This is a genomic window from Phytomonospora endophytica (assembly GCF_014202425.1).
Classification (GTDB): Bacteria; Actinomycetota; Actinomycetes; order Mycobacteriales; family Micromonosporaceae; genus Phytomonospora; species Phytomonospora endophytica.
In genome coordinates, this window is record NZ_JACHGT010000022.1 from 13,372 (window position 1) to 34,501 (window position 21,130).

Consider the following 21,130-nt stretch of genomic DNA (forward strand, 5'->3'; position numbering starts at 1 on the left):
CCTCGACGATTTCGGGCACATCCACCGCAGCACATCGGCGCAGACATCCGCAAGAGCGTTCCCGGACCGCATCGCGATGCCCTACGCGCCAAGGGACAGCGCGGAACGGTCTTGGGCGGGGCGTGCCGGGGCGGTGACCACGCGACCGTCACGCTCGCCTCGGCCGTCCCGGCCTCGGACGCCGAAGCGCCGGACCGCTCAACACGGTCCGGCGCTTCGTATCGCCGCGTCTAACCCTTCACACAAACGACCTGCTTGAGCCGCGCCACGACCTCGACGAGGTCCTTCTGCTGTTCCATGACCACGTCGATGTCCTTGTACGCCGCCGGGATCTCATCGACCACGCCGGCGTCCTTGCGGCATTCGACGCCCGCCGTCTGCGTCTCCAGGTCCTCAACGCCGAACAGCTTGCGCGCCTTCGTCCGGCTCATCCGGCGTCCGGCGCCGTGCGAGGCGGACTCGAAGGAGGCCGCGTTGCCCAGCCCGCGCACGATGAACGAACTCGCGCCCATCGAACCTGGGATGATCCCGAGGTCGCCGTCACCGGCGCGGATCGCGCCCTTGCGGGTGACGAGCACCTGCTGCCCGTCGTGGACCTCCGCCGCCACGTAGTTGTGGTGGCAGGAGATCTCCGGCTCGAAGGTCACCTTCTTGAACGCCTTCCGCACGACCTCGCGCAGCAGCGCCATCATCACCGCGCGGTTGCGCTTGGCGTAGTCCTGCGCCCAGAAGAGGTCTCGCCGGTACTCGTCCATCGTCGGGGCCCCGTCGAGGAACACCGCGAGGTTCGGGTCCGGCAGGTCCTGGTTGTGCGGCAGGTCCTTGGCCCGCGAGATGTGGAACTCGGCGAGTTCCTTGCCCACGTTGCGCGAACCCGAGTGCAGCATGAGCCACACCCGTCCATCGGTGGACAGGCACACCTCAATGAAATGGTTCCCGCCGCCCAAAGTCCCCAGCTGCTGCATCGCACGCCCCTTCTTACGGCGGGCGATGGGCTTGGCGAGGTCCTCGAAGTCGTTCCAGAACTCGAACCACCCGCGCATCCCCGTCTTGAGGTGGTCGACGTCGACGGAGCGCTTGTGCATGTTGAAGCCGACCGGGATCGCCGCCTCGATCGCGCCGCGGAGCTTTCCGAGGTCGTCGGGCAGGTCCTCGGCGGTCAGCGAGGTGAGCTGGGCGGTCATGCCGCAGCCGATGTCGACGCCGACGGCGGCCGGCGAGACGGCACCGCGCATCGCGATGACCGAGCCGACGGTCGCGCCCATGCCGAAGTGCACGTCTGGCATGACCGCCAGGCCGTGCAGCCACGGCAGCGCGGCGATGTTCGACAGCTGGCCGAGCGCCTGCTCCTCGACGGACTCGGGGTCGGCCCACAGTCGGATCGGTGCGGTCTTACCCGGCAGTTCCTGATACGGCATCGCGAGACCTCCCTCGGTTCGTCCGGATGCGTTGCCTCGCAAGATTGTGCGGGCGCGACGCGGGCCGCGCCAGCGATTTGTCAGGCGATCTCCTCGTCGAGGAAGCCGTTGTGGAGCTTGCGAAGCAGCCCGGCGAGGGTCTCCTGCTCGGCGACGGTCAGCGTGTCGAGCGTCTCGGCCTGCACATCGAGACCTTCGGCGACGGCCCGGTCGACGGCCTCCAGCCCGGCCCCGGTGACGCGGACGCGCAGTCCGCGCCGGTCGTCGGGGTCCGGGAGGCGTTCGACGAGCCCGGCCTTCTCCAGCTTGTCGAGGCGCCCGGTGAGGCCGCCGGAGCTGAGCATGAGCGTCGCGCCGATCTGTTTCGGGGAGAGCGTGTAGGGCTCGCCCGACCGCCGGATGCTGGCGATCACGTCGAACTCGGCGCGCCCGATCCCGTACTTCAGGTACACCGGCTCGATGCGCTGCAGCGTGAGCCGCGACAGGCGGTGGATCCGCCCGAAGACCTCCATCGGGCGCAACCGGAGCTCGGGCCTCTCGCTCCGCCACTGCCCGACGATCCGGTCCACCGCGTCGTCCCTGACCTGTTCGTCGTTCATGTCTCCGCCTTCTGTGCCCTGGGTCACCGCAATGGTAGCTTGACTTCAAGTATCTTGATGCTAAGTTACTTGGTATCAAGTAAAACATGCTCAAGCTAAACCACCCCGAGGAAGCGCCATGAACAGCCAGGCCCGCGCCATCGCGCTCACCGCCCTCGCCCCCATCACCTGGGGCACGACGTACATCGTCACCACCGAACTCCTCCCGCCCGACCGTCCGCTGCTCACCGCGCTCCTGCGGGCCCTGCCCGCCGGCCTGATGCTCCTGCTCATCGGCCGGACGCTCCCGACGGGCAGGTGGTGGCTGCGCGCGGCGACGCTCGGCATGCTCAACATCGGCGTCTTCTTCGCCCTGCTGTTCGTCGCGGCCTACCGCCTGCCCGGTGGCGTCGGCGCCGTCGTCGGCGCGGCCGGACCGCTCATCGTCGTCGGCCTGTCCGCCCTGCTGCTCAACCAGAAGGTGCGGTTGCGGCCGGTACTGCTCGGCATCGCGGGCGTATCGGGCGTGGCCATGGTCGTCTTGACGGCGAGCGCGAAACTCGACGCGCTGGGCGTCGCCGCCGGTCTCGCCGGGACCGTCGCGATGTCGACGGGGACTGTCCTCGCCAAGCGCTGGGGGCCTCCTCCCGGGGTGAAGGTGAGCGCGTTCGCGGGGTGGCAGCTGATCGCGGGCGGTCTGTTCCTGCTCCCGCTGGCCTTCCTCGTCGAAGGCGGTCTCCCGTCCTTCACCGGCGCGAACCTGGCCGGTTACGCCTACCTCGCCGTCATCAACACCGGGCTGGCCTACTGGCTCTGGTTCCGCGGTGTCGCACGGCTCTCGCCGGTCCCGCTGACCTTCCTCGGGCTGCTCAGCCCGCTCACGGCGACGGTCGCGGGCTGGGCGATCCTCGGTCAGGCCCTCACGCCGCTGCAGACGCTGGGCATGCTGGTCGCGTTCGGGTCGATGGTGCTCGGTCAGTTCAAGGCGAAGGCGATCCCGGTGGTGATCCCGCCGACTGTGACGCTCGAACACAGGGCCGTCTCAGCCTCGCGGTCGTAGCCTTCCCACCGCACCACGCGGAAAGACCCCCGCCCCTCAAGTGGATGGACGACATGGCCGCCGTAGAGCAAGAGATCCCACAGCCCCGTGGCCGTGCCCGGCTCGGACTTCCCAAAGGCGAGATCACGAGCGCGACCTGGCGGGCGCTGTGGGGCTACATCCGGCCGCACCGGACGGTCATCATCGTCAGCGGGCTGCTCGGCCTGGTCGGCAGCCTCGCCGGGCTGGTGCAGCCCCTCGCGGCGAAGTGGCTGGTCGACGACCTGGGCACGGGAGCGAGCCTGACCGGTTCGCTCCTGCTGCTGTCCGGGATGGTCGTGGCGGGGGCCGTGATCGGCGCGATCAGCAACTACGTCCTGGAGCGGACCGCGGAGTCGGTGATCCTCTCGGCACGGCGGCGGCTCGTCGGGCGGCTGCTGCGGCTGCGGGTCCCGGCGGTGGAGTCGGCCGAACCCGGTGACCTGATGTCGCGGGTCACCTCGGACACGACGCTGCTGCGGCAGGTGAGCACGCAGGCGGTCGTCTCGGGGATCACGTCGGCGATCACGCTGGTCGCGACGGTGATCATGATGTCGTTCATGGACGTCGTGCTGCTCGGTGTCACCGTCGGGGTGCTCGGGCTGGTCGGTGTCGTCGTGAGCCTGGTAATGCCGCACATCGCGCGGGCGACAAAGGAGTCGCAGGCGGCGGTCGGCAAGATCGGGGCCGCGCTGGAGCGGATGCTCGGAGCCTTCCGGACCGTCAAGGCCTCGGGGGCCGAGGACCGTGAGGAGGAGCGGATCGAGGGGGCGGCGAAGGTCGCCTGGACCGCCGGGATCCGCGCGGCGAAATGGCAGTCGCTGGTCGGCGTGACGGCGGGGCTGGCGGTGCAGATCTCGTTCCTGGCGGTGCTCGGGATCGGTGGGGCGCGGGTCGCCTCCGGCAGCATGAGCATCGCGTCGCTGATCGCGTTCCTGCTATACCTGTTCTACCTGATCCCGTCGATCGCGGGGATCGTGCGCGCGGTGAGCCAGCTGCAGGTGGGCGCGGCGGCGATCTCGCGGATCAGCGAGGTCGACGCGATGGAGGTCGAGGAGTTCGCGAGCGCCGGGGCCCGCACCGCGACGGACGAGCCGGGCCGGGTCGCCTTCGAGCAGGTCCGTTTCCGCTACCGTCCCGACCTCCCCGACGTGCACCGGTCGGTGACCTTCGACATCCCGGCGGGCGGGATGACCGCCTTCGTCGGGCCGTCCGGCGCCGGCAAGACCACGGTGTTCTCGCTCATCGAGCGCTTCTACGAGCCGAGCGCCGGACGCGTCCTGCTCGACGGGCGCCCCGTCGCCGACTGGCCGGTGCGGGACCTGCGCGCGGCCATCGGCTACGTCGAGCAGGACGCGCCCGTCCTGTCGGGGACGCTGCGCGACAACCTCACCTTCGGCGCGCCCGGCGTCGGTGAGGACGCCATCGCCGAGGTGCTGCGCCGTACCCGTCTCGACGGCCTGATCGAGCGCTTGCCCGACGGTCTGGAGACCGTCGTCGGGCACCGCGGGAGCAAGTTGTCGGGCGGCGAGCGCCAGCGTGTGGCGGTGGCCCGGGCGCTGCTGAGGAAGCCGCGACTGCTGCTGCTGGACGAGGCGACCTCGCAGCTGGACGCGGTCAACGAGGCGGCGCTGCGGGACACGGTCGCCGACGCCGCCAAGACGACGACCGTGCTGGTCGTGGCGCACCGCCTGTCGACGGTGACGATGGCCGACCGGATCGTGGTGATGGACGCCGGCGAGGTGCGGGCGGTGGGGACGCACGCCGAGCTGGTGGCGAAGGACCCGCTGTACGCGGAGTTGGCGGCGACGCAGTTCTTGGCGAGCGTGTAGGGAGGGTCCTGCGCTCTCACGGCGTGGTCGTGGCGCGGCTCAAGCAGGTCGTTTGTGTGAAGGGCTGGACGCGGCGATCCGAAGCGCCGGACCGCTCAACGCGGTCCGGCGCTTCGGCGTCCGAGGAGTGCGGGCGAACAGGCCCGCCGGGCCGCCGTGTTCGCTACGCCCGCACCGACTCCACCAGGTTCGACCCCGTCAGCGCCTCCCCCTTCGCCCACTCCGCCGTCGTGCCGACCGTCGCGATGTTGGAGGCGAACACCGTCATCAGGGTCTCGTGGACCGTGCGCGCGTCCACGGTGCCCGCCGCGTTGGACAGTCCGATGGCGCCGGTCGCGTCGGAGAGGATCTCCACGGCCAGTCCGCGGGCGTCGGCGTCGAAGGCGGTCGCGACGACGCAGTTCTGGGTCATGAAGCCGGCGAGGGTCACCGTCGTGACGCCGTTGGCGTCGAGCCACTCGCCGAGGTCGGTGTCGGCGAAGGACGAGGCCTTCGTCTTGTGCACGAGGTGGTCGTGGGGGCGGTCGGCGACCACCTCGTGGTTCTGCCACGTCTCGGTCCCCGGCGCGAAGATGGGCGCGCCCTCCGGGGCGTCGTGCTGGACGACGACGACCTTGGCTCCACGCGCGGCGGCGGCGTCGATGGCGGTGGCGATGTTGGCGAGGGCGTCGTCGACGGGCGGGTGGGAGATCGGCAGCCTCCCCGTCGTGTACTCGTGCTGGACGTCGATGATGATCAGCGCGTTCGTCATGGGTCGAGCATCCCGCCCCGAAGACTCGGGCGCGAGGCGGGTTTCGGCCACACCGCGTCGGTTCTCAGCCAAGCGGCACGCGGAAGGTCCGGCGGTAGGCGGCGGGCGGGACGCCGAACTCGCCGGTGAAGTGCGGCCGCAGGGCCGCGGCGGAGGGGTAACCGCAACGGCGGGCGACGGCTTCGACGGGCAGGTCGGTCTCTTCGAGGAGCCGCTGGGCCGCGAGGAGCCGCTGGTGCCGGATCCATTGCGCGGGCGTGGTTCCGGTGCCGGCCCGGAAGTGGCGGTCGAAGGAGCGGCGGCTCATCCGGGCACGTTCGGCGAGGGCGTCGACGTTGTGGTCGACGGCCAGCGAGGTCAGCAGATGGGCCAGTACCCGCCCGATCGGGTCGCCGCCGGGCTTCGGGATGGGGTGCTCGACGTACTGCGCCTGTCCCCCGTCGCGGTGTGGGGCGACGACCAGATGCCGGGCGACGCGCGTGGCCGCCGCGTCGCCGTGACGGCGGCGGACGAGGTGGAGGCAGGCGTCGAGCCCGGCGGCGCTTCCGGCCGAGGTGAGCACGCGGTCTTCCTGCACGTAGAGACTGTCGAGGCGGACGTCGACGGTGGGATGCAGGCGGGCGAGCAGGTCCGCCTGGTGCCAGTGCGTGGTGGCCGCGCGCCCGTCGAGCAGGCCGGTGGCGGCGACGACGAAGGCCCCGAGGCAGAGGCCGACGATCTCGGCGCCTTCGTCGTGCGCGTGGCGGACGGCGTCGAGGATCTCGCGGCCGGGCGGGACGTCGGCGGGCACTCCGTAGGAGGGGACGACGACGATGTCGGCGCCGGTGATGTCGTCGAGAGCGCCGGGCGTCGACACCGACAGGCCGTCGGCGGTCGTGATCGACGGTCCGCCGTGGTGGGCGACGACGCGGACGTCGGCGCGCAGCGCACCGAAGACGCGGATCGGCACGGAGTCCTCGAACAGGGGTGTGCCGTCGAAGAGGACGACCGCCACGCGAGGGGGCGTCACAGGGCCGTGCGGGAGTCGACGATGCGCGCGCCGAGCGGGAAGAGCGAGACGGGGACCATCTTGAAGTTGGCGATGCCGAGCGGGATGCCGATGATCGTGACGCACAGTGCGATACCGCTGAGGATGTGCCCGATGGCCAGCCAGAGTCCGGCGAAGATGAACCAGATGACGTTCCCGATCGCCGACATGACGCCGGATTGCGGGTCGCGCACGACGGTCCGCCCGAACGGCCACAGCGCGTATCCGGCGATGCGGAAGCTGGCGATCCCGAAGGGGATGGTGATGATGAGGACGAAGCAGATGACGCCGGCCAGGGCGTAGCCCAGTGCCAGCCAGAACCCGGACAGGACCAGCCAGATGATGTTCAGGATCGTCTTCACGATTCCATGGTCGCAGACCGACACCACGCTGACATCAGGGTTGTCACGGATGTGGCGGGCGGCGAACGCGGCCGCCGCCCGCCACGCGGCTAGCGGGCGTGGAAGGCGGCCAGGATCTCGGCCTCCTTCTCGCGGGTGATCCCGGCCCGCAGGGCCGGCTCGGGTCCGGCGGCGGCCCGCCAGGCGAGCGCGGTCTCGCCGACGGGCCGGTTCCTCATGCCGGCGGCGATGGCGCTGGAGACGTCGCGGTTCATGAAGCCGGCGTATTCGGGGAGTGGGAGCCACAGGCCGAGGGACTGCTCGCCCATCCAGGGCGCGACCTCGTGTTCGACGAGGAGGTCCTGCGAGACCCAGGTGAAGGTGACGTCGGCGTCGAGGGCGGTGGCGATGTCGCGGAGGAAGTCGCCGCGGGTCATGGGCGGGCAGATGCCGTCGTAGGTGCCGCTGGTGCGGGCTTCGGCGGCGTCGAGGATCCAGTCGGCGAGGTCGCGGACGTCGATGTACTGGAGGTTCTCGCCGGGGTCGCCGGGGGCGAGCATCTCGCCGCCTTCGGCGATGCGCTGCGGCCAGTGGCCGAAGCGGTCGCCGCGGTCGCCGGGGCCGACGATGAGGCCGGGGCGGATGACGAGGGCGCGGTCGCCGAGGCGTTCGCGGATCTGGTTCTCGCAGGAGACCTTGCTGGGCCCGAAGAGGTCCATGGCGGGGTCGTCGCTGTCGTCGGGGGTGGGTTCGTGGGTGGGGGCGGTGTCGGCGTTCTGGCCGGGGGTGGCGTCGTCGTTGTAGACGCTGCAGGTGGACACGAAGGTCCAGTGCGCGACCTTGCCGGCGAGGACGTCGAGGGCGTTGCCGACCTGGTTCGGGAAGCGGGTGACGTCGACGACGGCGTCGAACTCCTTGCCGCGCAGGGGTTCGAGTCCCTCCACGGTGGAGCGGTCGACGGTCAGGTGGGTGACGCCTTCGGGTGCTTCACCGGTCTTGCCGCGGGTGGCGATGGTGACGTCGTGTCCGCGGGCGACGGCGTGTTCGGCGACGGCCTTGGACAGGTAGACGGTGCCGCCGAGTACGAGCAGGCGCATGGGTGGTCCTTTCATGGTGACGGTTCAGCGGGCGTGGAAGGCGGCCAGGATCTCGGCCTCCTTCTCGCGGGTGATGCCGGCCTTGACGGCGGGCGAGCCGTCGTTCCAGGCGAGCCAGCGGCGGGTCGTGTCGGCGACGGGCCGGGCGGGCATGCCGGCGGCGAGGGAGGCGGAGACGTCGCGGTTCATGAAGCCGCCGTAACCGTCGCCGCCCACCCACAGCGGGAGCGAGTCGGGTCCCGACCAGGGGCCGACGCCGGCGGCGGTGATGTGCTCGGGCGGCACCCAGGTGAAGGTGGGGCGGGTTCCGGCGCCTTCGGCGACGCCGTCGAGGAACTCGCGCCAGGACACGGCGGGCTGGACGCCGTCGAAGGTGCCGGTGGTGCGCTTTTCGGCGGCGTCGACGGCCCAATCGGCGAGGTCTTCGACGTCTATCCACTGGAGGGGTGCGGCGGGGTCGCCGGGGGCGAGGACCTCGCCACCCTGAGCGATGCGCCACGGCCAGTAGCCGAAGCGGTCGCCGGGGTCGCCGGGGCCGATGACGAGTCCGGCGCGGTAGATCGCGTGGGCGGCGGGGAGGGCGGCGCGGACGAGGTTCTCGCAGGCGACCTTGTTGGGGCCGTAGAGCTCCATGGCGAAGTCGGCGCCGTCGTCGGGGGTGGGTTCGAAGACGGGACTGCCGGCGACGGTGGCGCCGACGGTGTCGTGGTCGGTGTAGACGCTGCGGGTGGACACGAAGCCGTAGTGGCCGACGGATCCGCCCAGGACGTCGAGGGCGTTCTTGACGTGGAGGGGGACGCGGGCGACGTCGATGACCGCGTCGAAGGTCTGACCGCGCAGGGCCGACATCCCGTCGGCCGTGGAACGGTCGACGGCGGTGAAGCGCGCGCCTTCCGGTGGTTCGCCGCTGGTGCCCCGGGAGGCGACGGTGACGTCGTGGCCGCGCTCGATCGCTCGCCTGGCCGTGGCCTTGGACAGGTATACGTTGCCGCCGAGGATGAGTACTCGCATGTGGTGATCTTTTCCCCGGCCCGCGGTGAGGGCAAGGATGTTCGCCCTCGGCGGAGCGCCTTACTGCCGCAGGGGGTCGGGCGGGCGCTCGAAGAAGGTCTCCAGGACGACGATGCTCTGGGTGCTCGCCACGCCCTCGACGGTGTAGAGGCGGCGCAGCACGTCCTGGAGGTTCTGCGTGGTGGCGGTGCGGATCTTCACCAGCAGCGTCCCGGCCCCGGCGATGATGTGGGCCTCCTCGACCTCGGGGATCTCCGCGAGGGCCTCGCCGGTCGCGGGTTCGCCCATCCACGACTTCGCGTCGATGAGCACGTAGGACAGCACTCCCCTGCCCAGCGCGACCGGGTCGACGTCGACGGTGGTCCGCAGGATGATCCCGCGCTCGCGGAGTTTGCGGACGCGTTCGTGTGCGGCCCCGCTGGAAAGCCCGACGGCCTTGCCCAGGGCGGCGTAGGACTCGGTGGCGTCGCTCTGAAGCCGGGCGAGGATACGCCGGTCGATCTCATCCATGCCTGAACCTTGTCTGTCATGAAGGCCTCATTGCCGAAGCTGATTTGGTGATCCTATATTCAAGCCGAACAGAATCCAAGCTGGAGGCGACGATGCCCGATCTGATTCCGGTGGTCTACGAACAGCTCGACGAGCGCTTTGGTGCCGTCCGCGGTGACGACTACCTCGAACGTCTCTGGAAGGGCGGACGCTGGACCGAGGGCCCCGCCTACGTCCCGTCCGGCAAGTACCTGCTGTGGAGCGACATCCCCAACGACCGGATCCTGCGCTGGGACGAGACCGACGGCTCCACGAGCGTCTACGCGACGGGCGTCGGCTACACCAACGGCCGCACGCTCGACCGCCGAGGTCGCGTGGTCACCTGCGAGCAGGGCGCCCGCCGCGTCACCCGCGTCGAGCACGACGGGTCGGTCACCGTCCTCGCCGACTCCTGGAACGGCAAGCGCCTCAACAGCCCCAATGACGTGGTCGTCTCCTCCGACGAGGCGATCTGGTTCACCGACCCGCCCTACGGCATCACCACCGACTACGAGGGCGAGCGCGCCGAGCAGGAGATCGACGGGTGCCACGTGTACCGGATCGACCCGGTGAGCGGTGCGGTCGAGGCGGTCGCGACGGATTTCGTGCGGCCGAACGGGCTGGCGTTCAGCGCCGACGAGAGCCTGCTGTACATCGCCGACACCCCGCGCCGGCACGTGCGCGTCTTCGGTGTGGACGGTGCGGGGCTGACCGGCGGGGAGGTCTTCGCCGACATCACCGTCGGCAATCCCGACGGGATCCGCGTGGACACCGGCGGCCGCGTGTGGGTCGCGGCGGGCGACGGGCTGCACGTCCACGACCCGGACGGGACCCTGCTGGGGAAGATCGCGATCCCGGAGGTCGCGGTGTCGAACCTGGAGTTCGGCGGACCCAAGCGCAACCGGTTGTTCATCACGGCTTCGGCGGCGGTGTACTCGCTGATGGTGACCGTGAACGGGGTGGCGCGGATCTGAGCACGGCGCCGCCCCGGGAGCCCTGCTCCCGGGGCGGCGCGGGGTCTACGTCAGGCGCTCACCCAGTCGCGCCATCCGCTCAGTGTCTTCTTGACCTGCGCGAGCTGGTCGGCGACGGGTCCGGGGCCGGTCGATCCGGGGGTGGTGCGGCCGGCGAGTGCGCCTTCGACGGTCAGCACCGAGCGGACCGTCGGGTCGAGGTGCGGGCTGATGGCGGCGAGGGCCTCGTCGGGGACCTCGTGGAGGTCCACGCCTTCCTTGCCGCAGTACTGGACGACGGCGCCGGTGATCTCGTGGGCGTCGCGGAAGGGCACGCCTTTGCGGACGAGCCAGTCGGCGATCTCGGTGGCGAGGCTGAAACCGAGGGGCGCGGCGGCGGCGAGTACGGCGGCGCGGACCGTCATCGTGGCGATCATGCCGGTCATGGCGGGCAGCACGAGCGTGAGGTTGTCGAGGCTGTCGAAGACCGGTTCCTTGTCCTCTTGGAGGTCCCGGTTGTAGGAGAACGGGAGCGCCTTGAGGGTGGCGAGGAGGCCGGTGAGGTTGCCGATGAGTCGCCCGGACTTGCCGCGGGCGAGTTCGGCGATGTCGGAGTTCTTCTTCTGCGGCATGATCGACGATCCGGTGGCGAAGGCGTCGTCGAGTTCGACCCAGCCGAACTCGGTGGTGGTCCACAGGATGATCTCTTCGGCGAGGCGGGAGAGATGGATCCCGATCATCGCGGTGACGAAGAGCAGTTCGGCGGCGAAGTCACGGTCGGAGACGGCGTCGACGGAGTTCGCGGCGGCGGACGCGAAACCGAGTTCCTTCGCGACGGCGACGGGGTCGAGTTCCAAAGACGAGCCGGCGAGGGCGCCGGAGCCGAGGGGGGAGACCGAGGTGCGGTCGTCCCAGTCGGACAGCCGGTCGAGGTCGCGCAGGAAACCCTGGACGTGGGCGAGGAGCTGGTGCCCGAAGGTGATGGGCTGACCGTGCTGGGTGTGGGTCATGCCCGGCGCCGGGGTGGTGAGGTGCTGTTCGGCCTGCTCGGTGAGCGCGTCGCACAGGTCGAGGAGGTCGGCGGCGAGTCCCCTGGCGTGGTCGCGGACGTACAGGCGCAGGTCGGTGGCGATCTGGTCGTTGCGGGACCGCCCGGCGCGCAGTTTCCCCCCGAGGGCGCCGAGGCGTTCCACGAGGCCGCGTTCGAGGGCGGTGTGGACGTCCTCGTCGGCGATGGTCGCGGTGAACTCCCCGGCCGCGACGGCGACTTCGAGGTCGGCGAGCGCGTCGATGATCTGACGCAGTTCGTCTTCGGTGAGGAGTTCGGCGCGGCGCAGGACCCGCGCGTGGGCGCGGGAGGCGGCGATGTCGTACGGCACGAGCCGCATGTCGAAGTGGACGCTCGCCGACAGCGCGGCGAGCGCGTCGGCCGGCCCGCCTTCGAAACGTCCGCCCCAGAGCCTGCTCATGCCTTTTCTCCTTGCCGAGTGTGAGTGTCGTTGCCGGATGTCACGCCGCTCCCCCGCTTTTGACCCGTTCGTCGCGGGCCGAGGCGAGCCTGCTGGGCAGGCCCCACAGTTCGACGAAGCCGCGTGCGAGGGTCTGGTCGAAGCGGTCGCCCTCGTCGTAGGTGGCGAGGCCGAAGTCGTAGAGGGACGCCTCGGAACGGCGGCCGGTGACGGTGGCGCGTCCACCGTGGAGGATCATGCGGATCTCGCCGGTGACGTGCCGTTGCGCCTCGTCGATGAAGGTGTCGAGGGCCTTCTTGAGGGGTGAGAACCACAAACCGTCGTAGACGAGTTCGCCCCAGCGCTGGTCGACGGAGCGTTTGAAGCGGGCGAGGTCGCGTTCGACGGTGACGTTCTCCAGCTCCTGGTGGGCGGTGATCAGCGCGATCGCGCCGGGGGCCTCGTAGATCTCGCGGCTCTTGATGCCGACGAGGCGGTCCTCGACCATGTCGAGGCGGCCGACGCCCTGCGCACCGGCGCGGGAGTTGAGTTCGGTGACGATCTCCAGGGCGGTCTTCGTCTCGCCGTCGAGGGCGACGGGGACGCCGGCTTCGAAGGTGATGACGACCTCGTCGGGGTCGTTGTCGCCGGCCGGGTCCTGTGTGTAGGCGTAGATGTCCTCGATCGGGGCGTTCCAGATGTCTTCGAGGAAGCCGGTTTCGACGGCGCGGCCCCACAGGTTCTGGTCGATCGAGTAGGGGGACTTGTTCGACACGTCGATGGGCAGGTGCTTGGACTCGGCGTAGGCGATGGCCTTGTCGCGGGTCCAGGCGAAGTCGCGGGCGGGGGCGATGACCTTCAGGTGGGGGGCGAGGGCGGCGAGGCCCGCTTCGAAGCGGACCTGGTCGTTTCCCTTACCGGTGCAGCCGTGGGAGACGATCGTGGCGCCGTGCTTGTCGGCCGCGGCGGCGAGGTACTTGACGATGAGCGGTCGCGACAGGGCCGAGACGAGCGGATAACGGTCCATGTAGAGGGCGTTGGCGCGCATCGCGGGAATGCAGTAGTCGGCGGCGAACTCCTCGCGCGCGTCGACGACTTCGGCCTCGGCGGCGCCGCAATCGAGCGCGCGCTGCTTGATGACGTCGAGGTCCTCACCGTCCTGGCCGACGTCGACGGCGACGGCGATGACGTCGCCGCCGGTCTGCTCGGCGAGGTACGGGATGGCCACCGACGTGTCGAGGCCCCCCGAGTACGCGAGTACCACCCGCTCGGTCATTGCTCTGCGCTCCTTGTGGCTTGCGGTCTAGGTTTCCTTGCCGGCCCAGGCGAGGAGCCGGTCGGTGAGCTCGGCGCCCGCGGTCTTGCCGGGTCCGCCGAGTCCGTCGCGGGCGACGACGAGGATGGTGTCGTCGCCGGCGATCGTGCCGACGATGTCGGCGAGCCCGGAGCGGTCCAGTGCCGAGGCGAGGAACTGGGCGGCGCCGGGCGGTGTTCGCAGCACCGCGAGGTTGCCGGAGTGGTCGGCGCCGGTGAGCAGTTCGCGCAGGAGCCGGACGAGCCGGTCGGGCGGGGTGGCGTTCGGCCGCAGCGGCGGGCCGTTCTCCTCGGGGATCACGTAGGACGCCGGGAGCTTGTCGGTGCCGCGGACCTTCACGGCGCCGAGTTCCTCCAGGTCGCGGGAGAGCGTGGCCTGGGTGGCGGCGATGCCTTCACCGGCGAGGAGGTCGGCGAGTTCGGACTGCGAGCGGACCGGCTGGCTGCGGATGAGTTCGGTGACGCGAGCCTGCCGTGCCGACTTCGTGAGCGGACCGGTCATGCGGTGCCTCCGTCGGTGCGCATCGCCGGGTCGAGGAGCCACGCGAGGAGCGCCTTCTGGGCGTGCAGGCGGTTCTCGGCCTGGTCGAAGACGGCCGACTGCGGGCCGTCCATGACCTCGTCGGTGATCTCCTCGCCGCGGTGGGCGGGCAGGCAGTGCAGGACGATCGCGCTCGGGTCGGCGTGGGCGAGGAGTTCGGCGTTGAGCCGATAGGGCGTCAGGTCGCGGGTGCGGTTCTCGGCGTCGCCCTGGCCCATGGACACCCACGCGTCGGTGGTGAGGACGTGCGCGCCTTTCGCGGCGCCGACGGGGTCGTCGCCGATGCTGACGCTGCCGCCGGTGGTCGCGGCGATCGCCTCGGCGTCGGCGACGATCACCGGGTCGGGCAGGTACCCGTCGGGTGCGGCGACGCGGACGTGGGCGCCGGCGAGCGTCCCGGCGAGGAGGTAGGAATGCGCCATGTTGTTGGCGCCGTCGCCGATGTAGGACAGGATCCGGCCTTCGGCGGTGCCGAGATGCTCGTTGATGGTGAGCAGGTCGGCGAGGAGCTGACAGGGGTGGAAGCCGTCGGTGAGGGCGTTGACGACGGGGACGGTCGAGGCGGCGGCGAGGTCGCGGATGCGGTCGTCGCCGTAGGTGCGGATGACGATCGCGTCGACGTAACGGGACAGGACCTGCGCGGTGTCGCCGATCGTCTCGCCGCGGGCGAGGTGGCTGCCCTGCGCGTCGACGACGACGGCGTGGCCGCCGAGTTCGGCGATGCCGACGTCGAAGGACAGCCGGGTGCGGGTCGACTGCTTCTCGAAGATGACCGCGACCGAACGGGGACCGGCGAGCGGCTGGTGCGCTCGCCGGTCGGCCTTCAGGAGCGACGCCAGCGCGAGCAGCCTGCGCTGCTCGGCGGCGGTCACGTCGTCGTCTCTGAGGAAGTGTCTGAGCGGTGGCGGGATGAGCGGTGCCGGATTGAGCGTCACGGTCGTCCTCCTGGGGGGAAAGCAGCATCCAGGGCTGCCGGGAGAGCGGCTAGGAACGTGTCCACGTGGTCGCGGGTGACGACCAGGGGCGGTGCGAGGCGCACGGCGTTGGGGCGCAACGCGTTGGCGAGGATGCCGTTGTCGCGCAGGGCGGCCTCGACGTCGGCGGAACGGTCGTCGTGCAGGACGATCGCCAGCCACAGGCCGCGGCCGCGCACGCCCTTGACGGCGGGGTGGTTCAGCGCGCGGATCCCGTCGGCGAGGTGCTTTCCGACGGCGGTGGCGTTGGCGAGCAGGCCGTCGGCGTCGATCGTGTCGAGGACGGCGAGCGCGGCCGCCGCGCAGACCGGGTTGCCGCCGAAGGTGGAGCCGTGGTCGCCTTTCGCGAAGAGCGTCCCGTGCTCGCCGAAGGCGAGGCAGGCGCCGATGGGCATGCCGCCGCCGAGTCCTTTGGCGAGGGTGAGGATGTCGGGGACGACGTTCTCGTGCTGGTGGGCGAACCAGGTGCCGGTGCGGCCGATCGCGGACTGGATCTCGTCGAGGACGAACAGGGCGCCGGTCTCGTCGCAGATCGCGCGGGCGGCGGTGAGGTACCCGTCGGGCGGCGGGACGACCCCGCCCTCGCCCAGGGTGGGTTCCAGGAACACCGCGGCGCAGTCGGTGGTGACGGCGGCCGCGAGGGCCTCGGCGTCGCCGTAGGGCACGAAGCGCACATCGATCGGGAAGGGCCCGAAAGGCTCGCGGATCGCGGCCTTGCCGGTGATCGACAGGGCCCCGAGGGTGCGGCCGTGGAAGCCGTCCTCGGCGGCGACGATGTAACCGCGGCCGTTGGTCTTGCCGTACTTGACGGCCAGTTTCAGGGCGCACTCGTTGGCCTCGGTGCCGCTGTTGGCGAAGAACACCCGAGCCGGGGCGTCGACCAGTGCCAGCAGTTTCTCGGCGAGCAGGATCTCGGGCTCGTTGAGGAACAGGTTCGAGGTGTGCGCGATCGTGGCGACCTGGTAGCCGACGGCCTTGATCAGCGCGGGATGCGCGTGGCCGAGGCTGGACACGGCGATGCCGCCGATGAAGTCGAGGTAGGCGTTGCCGTCGACGTCGGTGACGTGGCAGCCGCTGCCCGAGGCCAGCGCCAGCGGCGGGACCCCGTAGTTGGGCATGAACGCGGCCTCGTAGCGCTCCCGCAGGAAGTGGTTCTGGTCGTTGCCGGGGGCGTTCATGACGGCACCACCATGGTTCCGGTCCCTTCGGAGGTGAAGATCTCAAGGAGGATCGAGTGGGCCAGTCGCCCGTCGATGACGTGGGCCTGGGGAACGCCGCCCTTGACGGCGCGGAGGCAGGCCTCCATCTTCGGGACCATGCCCGCGGACAGGCGCGGGAGCAGTTCGGCGAGGTCGTCGGCGGTGATCTGGCTGATCAGGCTCTCGGTGTCGGGCCAGTCGGCGTAGAGGCCGGCGACGTCGGTGAGGACGACGAGTTTCTGGGCGCCGAGGGCGGTGGCCAGCGCGGCGGCGGCGGTGTCGGCGTTGAGATTGTGCAGGACGCCGTCGACGTCGGGCGCGACGGTGGAGATCACCGGGATGCGGCCGGCCTCGATGAGGTCGGTGATGGCGGCGGTGTTGACATTGGCGACGTCGCCGACCTGCCCGATGTCGACGGCCTCGCCGTCGACGTAGGCGTGGCGCCGTTCGGCGGTGAGCAGGCGCGCGTCCTCACCGGACATGCCGACGGCGAAGGGCCCGTGCTCGTTGATGAGGCCGACGAGTTCGCGGCCGACCTGGCCGACGAGGACCATGCGGACGACTTCGATCGACTCGGCGGTGGTGACCCGCAGGCCGCCCTTGAACTCGCTTTCGATCCCGAGGCGGTCGAGCATCCGGGAGATCTGGGGTCCGCCGCCGTGCACGATGACGGGTTTGAGCCCGGCGTAGCGCAGGAAGACCATGTCGGCGGCGAAGTCCGCGCGCAGGGCCGGGTCGGCCATGGCGTGGCCGCCGTACTTGACGACGACGATCTTGCCGTGGAAGCGGGTGAGCCAGGGAAGGGCCTCGATGAGGGTGTGCGCCTTGGACAGGGCGTCGTCCATGTCGGTCATGACGAGTACGCCGAGTTCTCGTGCACGTAGGCGTGCGAGAGGTCGTTGGTGAGGATCGTGGCGGTCGCGTCGCCGGCCTTGAGGTCGATGGTGATGGCGATCTCGCGGGGTTCCATGTCGACGAGGGAGCGGTCCTCGGCGGCGGCGCCGGCCCGGCAGATCCACACGCCGTTGATGGCGACGTCGAGCTCGTCGGCGTCGAAGACGGCGTCGGTGGTGCCGACGGCGGCGAGGATGCGTCCCCAGTTCGGGTCCTTGCCGAACAGGGCGGTCTTGACGAGGTTGTTGCGGGCGACCGACCGGCCGACGGTCACCGCGTCGTCCTCGCTCGCGGCGTTGACGACCTCGATGGCGACGTCCTTCGTGGAGCCCTCGGCGTCGGACAGGAGCTGCCCGGCGAGGTCCCGGCAGGCCGCGGTGAGGGCCCCGGTGAACGCCTCGGCGTCGGGCGCGACGTCCGAGACGCCCGATGACAGCAGCAGCACCGTGTCGTTGGTCGACATGGCGCCGTCGGAGTCGAGGCGGTCGAAGGACAGCCGGCAGGCCTCCCGCAGTGCCTCGTCGGCGAGTTCGGCGGTGATCCGTGCGTCGGTGGTGAGGACGACGAGCATGGTCGCGAGGCCGGGGGCGAGCATCCCCGCACCCTTGGCCATGCCGCCGATGCTCCAGCCCGCACCCGAGTGGGTCGCGTTCTTGGGCTTGGTGTCGGTGGTCATGATCGCCTCGGCGGCGTCGGCGCCACCGGTGTTCGACAGTTCCTTGGCGGCGCGCTCCACACCCGTCAGAACGGCGTCCATGGGCAGGAACTCGCCGATCAGGCCGGTGGAGCACACGGCGACCTCGACGGCGCCGATGCCGAGGGCCTCGGCGACCTTCTCGGCGGTGGCGTGGGTGTCCTGGAAGCCTTGGGGTCCGGTGCAGGCGTTGGCGCCGCCGGAGTTGAGGACGACGGCGGTGAGGAGGCCGTCGGTGAGAACCTGGCGGCTCCACTTGACGGGGGCGGCGTGGACGCGGTTGGCGGTGAACACGCCCGCGGCGACCCGGGCCGGGCCGTCGTTGACGACGAGGGCGAGGTCCTTGTTTCCAGAGGCCTTGATACCGGCGGCGATGCCCGCGGCGCGGAAGCCGGCGGGGGTGGTGATGGTCACGGTGCTACTCCGTTGATGGCGAGGCCGGTGGTCTCCGGCAGGCCGAGCATGAGGTTGGCGCACTGCACGGCCTGTCCGGCCGCGCCTTTGCCGAGGTTGTCGATGGCCGAGACGACGATGATCCGTCCCGCGTCCTTGTCGACGGTGGCTTGCAGGTGGGCGGAGTTGGTGCCGTACGTCGCGGCCGTGCGGGGCCACTGCCCTTCGGGCAGGACGTGCACGAAGGGCGCGTCGGCGTATGCCGCCTGCAGTGCCTGCCGGACCTCGTCGGAAGAAAGGCCCGGCCTGGTCGGTCGGGCGGTCACCGTGGCGAGGATGCCTCTTGGCAGTGGTGCGAGCACCGGTGTGAAGGACAGCGACGCCGCGCCGCTGGCCTGCTTGATCTCGGGAGTGTGCTGGTGGGTGCCGACCTTGTACGCCGACACGTCGCCCATGACCTCGCTGCCGAGCAGGTTCGCCTTGGGCGTGCGGCCGGCTCCGGAGGTGCCCGAGGCGGCGACCACGACGACGTCGGTGGGCTCGGCGAGCCCGGCGTCGATGACGGGGCGCAGGGCGAGGGTGGAGGCGACGACGTAGCAACCGGTCGCCGCGACCCGGTTCGAGGCGGCGATCGCGTCGCGCTGGCCGGGGAGCTCGGGCAGTCCGTAGGTCCAGGCGCCGGCGTGTTCGCCGCCGTAGTAGGCGGCCCAGGCGTCGGCGTCGGTGAGCCGGTGGTCGGCGCCGAGGTCGACGACCTTGACGTGTGGGGGAAGAGCCTTGGCGATCGCGGCGGACTCACCGTGCGGGAGGGCGAGGAAGACCAGCTCGGCTTGGCTGAGGGCCTCCGGCGTGGCACGGTCGAAGACACGGTCGCCGAGCGTGACCAGATGCGGGTGCACCGAGGTGATCGGGGCACCGGCCTGGCTGTGCGCGGTGAGGGGGCCGAGCTCGAACTCGGGGTGGCCGACGAGCAGGCGGAGCAGCTCGCCTCCGGCGTATCCGCTTGCTCCGGCGACCGCCACGCGCGTGCCCATGTTGTTTCCTCCAGGAGGAGCCGACTGAATGAGTATGCGGACCACTGTATCTCAATCCACTTCGGGCTCTCATCCGGTTATCGCGTGGCTCCGATCACATGGTGCACAACGACGAAACCCGCCGACCGTCACCGGTCGGCGGGTTCTCTTCTGCATTCACTCGCGGCGACGCGGCGGCCGCCGGACGTCAGCCGGCCGAGACCTTGGCCTTGACCTTCGCGAGGTCGTGGACGAGGCTCGCGACCTTCCCCTCTCCCGCGGTGAACATCGTCGGGTACGCGCGAATGCCGACCGCGCTCTGCACGGCGCCGCTGACCGGCTCCTCGCGGACGACGACCGCGAGGTCCTTGAGTGCGGTGACCATCGGCACCGCCTCCTCCTCGTCGCCGGCGATGACCGCGAGCACGCTCTTCTTCGGCAGCGTGCCGTCTTCGAGCATCGACACCAGCTTCGGCAGCTTCTCCTCGCACGGGCCGCAGCCCGGGCTCATCACCGACACCAGCGCGTAGGAGTCGAGGTCCGCCCGCGCGACCGGGGTCTCGTCGACGGCGGTGGTGGTGAAGTCCTCGATGGGATCCCCGACGACCGGGCCGCTCGGGCCGCCCTGACCGCCGACGTCGGCCAGCTGGGCGGTGTGCTCACGCAGGCGACGGATCACGCCGACGGTCAGCAACAGGTTGAGCGTCGCGATCGCGCCGACCAGCACGACGGCGGCGATGAGAAAGGGCATGGCGTGCCTCCGTGAGGGGTGTCCACATTGAACATTTGAGGATCGGCTTGCAGTAAAGCGCATACCGGGAACGGCGGCAACCCGGTGCGCGGCCCGCGGGCCGCGCACCGGTGAGGTGTCAGCAGGTGCCGATCACGTCGGTCCGGGGACGCGGACACGGAGTGAAGCGGTACAGGACGCCGTCGGCGCACCACTCCTCGACCGGGCCGGTGCAGGCCGCCTCGGCTCGGGCCTTCGGCGCGACACGACCGAGCAAGGTGTCGGCCAGCTTGGTGATCATCCGCATGGAATCGCTCCCATCTCATGGCTCCCTTGAGCGCAACGATGATCACGTTAAGGCCCAGGTGCACATGGAAGCGCATATGCTCCGTCCACTGCGGACGATCACGGTGGCCGCCCGCGCGGTCACCGAAGGCATTGACGCGTCGTCCGCAACGCCGCTAGATTGGCGCCGTTCAATTGATCAATGGCCTGGGGAGGCTTCGTTGACGATTCGTTTTCGGCTCCTCGGACCTATCGAGGTCACGGGGATGCGCGGAGAGAGCGTCGTCTTCGACCGGGGCAAACGCGCCGTCCTGCTGGCACTGCTACTGCGGCAGGCAAATCGCCGCGTGTCACTGGGAACGGTCGTGCAGACGCTCTGGGAGAAGGAACCGCCTGAATCCGCGCAGGCCAACGTACGGACGTACGCCTCGCAGCTGCGAGCGGCGCTCTGCCGCGTTGGCATGCCTCGACTGGAGTCGCCACGCGGGTCGTACCTGCTGCGTGTCGACTGCGGAGAGTCCGATGTGGAGATATTCGCCGAAGCCGTCACCGCCGCCGACGCGGCATTGGCGACGGCCCGACTGACCGACGCGCAAGACCACCTGCGCCGCGCCCTGGAGGTGTGGCGGGGGCAGGCCGCCGACGGTTTAACCGGCCACGGACCGCTCAAGCTGGCGCTCGACGCGCTGGACGAGCAGCGAGCCGCGACCGTCGAGAAGTACGCGGCGGTCTGCCTGCGCCTGGCCGACCGCAGCACGACGCACACCTCGTCCTCACCGATACCGCACCTGCGGATGCTGCTCGCCGAACAACCACTGCGGGAGAACGCCTGGCTGCTGCTGATGCGCTCCCTCGCCGACACCGGCGACCGCGCCGGCGCGCTGGCCGCCTACGGCTCGGCCCGGCAGGTACTGCGCCGGGAGCTCGGGCTGGAGCCCTCGGTGGAACTCCGCCGCGCGCAGGAGGAGATCCTGCACGCCTGACCCGCTCGACGAGACGACACGGCGCCCCGGACATCGCTCCGGGGCGCC

At 70.6% G+C, this 21,130-nt stretch carries 22 protein-coding genes; 4 read left to right on the top strand and 18 right to left on the bottom strand.

The window, feature by feature from the left end; all coding sequences use genetic code 11:
- Positions 1-230 precede the first annotated feature (230 nt).
- A complete protein-coding gene (locus HNR73_RS35710; protein ID WP_184792484.1) occupies positions 231-1,418 on the bottom strand; it encodes an RtcB family protein in 1,188 nt (395 codons plus the stop codon).
- An 80-nt stretch (positions 1,419-1,498) separates the two neighbouring features.
- On the bottom strand, positions 1,499-2,017 hold the full coding sequence (locus HNR73_RS35715) for a MarR family winged helix-turn-helix transcriptional regulator (RefSeq protein ID WP_184792485.1): 519 nt from the start codon (positions 2,015-2,017) through the stop codon (positions 1,499-1,501).
- 118 nt (positions 2,018-2,135) lie between these two features.
- On the opposite strand from HNR73_RS35715, the gene HNR73_RS35720 reads away from it, so the two are divergent.
- Both HNR73_RS35720 and HNR73_RS35725 read left to right on the top strand, forming a co-directional pair.
- The gene (locus HNR73_RS35720) at positions 2,136-3,056 is read left to right on the top strand and encodes an EamA family transporter (protein ID WP_184792486.1); all 921 of its coding nucleotides are present in this window, start codon (positions 2,136-2,138) and stop codon (positions 3,054-3,056) included.
- Positions 3,057-3,109: 53 nt separating this feature from the next.
- Positions 3,110-4,906 (top strand): ABC transporter ATP-binding protein, encoded by a 1,797-nt coding sequence (locus HNR73_RS35725; RefSeq protein WP_184792487.1) that lies wholly within the window; start codon positions 3,110-3,112, stop codon positions 4,904-4,906.
- 163 nt (positions 4,907-5,069) lie between these two features.
- On the opposite strand, the gene HNR73_RS35730 is transcribed toward HNR73_RS35725, so the two are convergent.
- From HNR73_RS35730 to HNR73_RS35755, 6 genes are all read right to left on the bottom strand, one after another.
- Positions 5,070-5,657, bottom strand: coding sequence for an isochorismatase family protein (locus tag HNR73_RS35730; RefSeq protein WP_184792488.1), 588 nt, complete (start codon positions 5,655-5,657; stop codon positions 5,070-5,072).
- Positions 5,658-5,721: 64 nt separating this feature from the next.
- Positions 5,722-6,651: a GlxA family transcriptional regulator gene (locus HNR73_RS35735; RefSeq protein WP_203686828.1), complete on the bottom strand. Its 930-nt coding sequence runs from the start codon at positions 6,649-6,651 to the stop codon at positions 5,722-5,724.
- An 11-nt stretch (positions 6,652-6,662) separates the two neighbouring features.
- Positions 6,663-7,049: a YccF domain-containing protein gene (locus HNR73_RS35740; protein ID WP_239122334.1), complete on the bottom strand. Its 387-nt coding sequence runs from the start codon at positions 7,047-7,049 to the stop codon at positions 6,663-6,665.
- 86 nt (positions 7,050-7,135) lie between these two features.
- The gene (locus HNR73_RS35745; RefSeq protein ID WP_184792491.1) at positions 7,136-8,122 is read right to left on the bottom strand and encodes an NAD-dependent epimerase/dehydratase family protein; all 987 of its coding nucleotides are present in this window, start codon (positions 8,120-8,122) and stop codon (positions 7,136-7,138) included.
- A 24-nt stretch (positions 8,123-8,146) separates the two neighbouring features.
- The gene (locus HNR73_RS35750; protein ID WP_184792492.1) at positions 8,147-9,133 is read right to left on the bottom strand and encodes an NAD-dependent epimerase/dehydratase family protein; all 987 of its coding nucleotides are present in this window, start codon (positions 9,131-9,133) and stop codon (positions 8,147-8,149) included.
- Positions 9,134-9,193: 60 nt separating this feature from the next.
- On the bottom strand, positions 9,194-9,643 hold the full coding sequence (locus HNR73_RS35755; RefSeq protein ID WP_184792493.1) for an Lrp/AsnC family transcriptional regulator: 450 nt from the start codon (positions 9,641-9,643) through the stop codon (positions 9,194-9,196).
- 92 nt (positions 9,644-9,735) lie between these two features.
- Between HNR73_RS35755 and HNR73_RS35760 the strand changes: the two genes are divergently transcribed.
- Complete coding sequence (locus tag HNR73_RS35760; protein WP_184792494.1) at positions 9,736-10,635, top strand: SMP-30/gluconolactonase/LRE family protein; 900 nt, start codon at positions 9,736-9,738, stop codon at positions 10,633-10,635.
- 50 nt (positions 10,636-10,685) lie between these two features.
- On the opposite strand, the gene argH is transcribed toward HNR73_RS35760, so the two are convergent.
- The 10 genes from argH to HNR73_RS35810 form a co-directional block, all read right to left on the bottom strand.
- Positions 10,686-12,083: an argininosuccinate lyase gene (argH, locus tag HNR73_RS35765; protein WP_184792495.1), complete on the bottom strand. Its 1,398-nt coding sequence runs from the start codon at positions 12,081-12,083 to the stop codon at positions 10,686-10,688.
- 40 nt (positions 12,084-12,123) lie between these two features.
- A complete protein-coding gene (locus HNR73_RS35770) occupies positions 12,124-13,338 on the bottom strand; it encodes an argininosuccinate synthase (RefSeq protein ID WP_184792496.1) in 1,215 nt (404 codons plus the stop codon).
- Positions 13,339-13,365: 27 nt separating this feature from the next.
- Positions 13,366-13,878: an arginine repressor gene (locus HNR73_RS35775; RefSeq protein WP_184792497.1), complete on the bottom strand. Its 513-nt coding sequence runs from the start codon at positions 13,876-13,878 to the stop codon at positions 13,366-13,368.
- On the bottom strand, positions 13,875-14,852 hold the full coding sequence (gene argF / locus HNR73_RS35780; RefSeq protein ID WP_239122325.1) for an ornithine carbamoyltransferase: 978 nt from the start codon (positions 14,850-14,852) through the stop codon (positions 13,875-13,877). Before argF ends, HNR73_RS35775 begins: the two co-directional genes overlap by 4 nt.
- Positions 14,849-16,069, bottom strand: a complete 1,221-nt coding sequence (locus HNR73_RS35785) for an acetylornithine transaminase (protein ID WP_184792498.1) — start codon at positions 16,067-16,069, stop codon at positions 14,849-14,851. Before HNR73_RS35785 ends, argF begins: the two co-directional genes overlap by 4 nt.
- A complete protein-coding gene (argB, locus tag HNR73_RS35790) occupies positions 16,066-16,944 on the bottom strand; it encodes an acetylglutamate kinase (RefSeq protein WP_184792499.1) in 879 nt (292 codons plus the stop codon). The genes HNR73_RS35785 and argB overlap by 4 nt, the downstream gene beginning before the upstream one ends.
- Positions 16,941-18,092 (bottom strand): bifunctional glutamate N-acetyltransferase/amino-acid acetyltransferase ArgJ, encoded by a 1,152-nt coding sequence (argJ, locus tag HNR73_RS35795; protein ID WP_184792500.1) that lies wholly within the window; start codon positions 18,090-18,092, stop codon positions 16,941-16,943. The genes argB and argJ overlap by 4 nt, the downstream gene beginning before the upstream one ends.
- On the bottom strand, positions 18,089-19,105 hold the full coding sequence (gene argC / locus HNR73_RS35800; protein ID WP_184792501.1) for an N-acetyl-gamma-glutamyl-phosphate reductase: 1,017 nt from the start codon (positions 19,103-19,105) through the stop codon (positions 18,089-18,091). The genes argJ and argC overlap by 4 nt, the downstream gene beginning before the upstream one ends.
- A gap of 187 nt (positions 19,106-19,292) precedes the next feature.
- Positions 19,293-19,835 carry a TlpA family protein disulfide reductase gene (locus HNR73_RS35805; RefSeq protein WP_184792502.1) on the bottom strand — a complete coding sequence of 181 codons (543 nt, stop codon included), beginning with the start codon at positions 19,833-19,835 and terminating at the stop codon, positions 19,293-19,295.
- Between the two features lie 118 nt (positions 19,836-19,953).
- Positions 19,954-20,121 (bottom strand): hypothetical protein, encoded by a 168-nt coding sequence (locus HNR73_RS35810; RefSeq protein WP_184792503.1) that lies wholly within the window; start codon positions 20,119-20,121, stop codon positions 19,954-19,956.
- 244 nt (positions 20,122-20,365) lie between these two features.
- Between HNR73_RS35810 and HNR73_RS35815 the strand changes: the two genes are divergently transcribed.
- A complete protein-coding gene (locus tag HNR73_RS35815) occupies positions 20,366-21,082 on the top strand; it encodes an AfsR/SARP family transcriptional regulator (RefSeq protein ID WP_184792504.1) in 717 nt (238 codons plus the stop codon).
- Positions 21,083-21,130 lie beyond the last annotated feature (48 nt).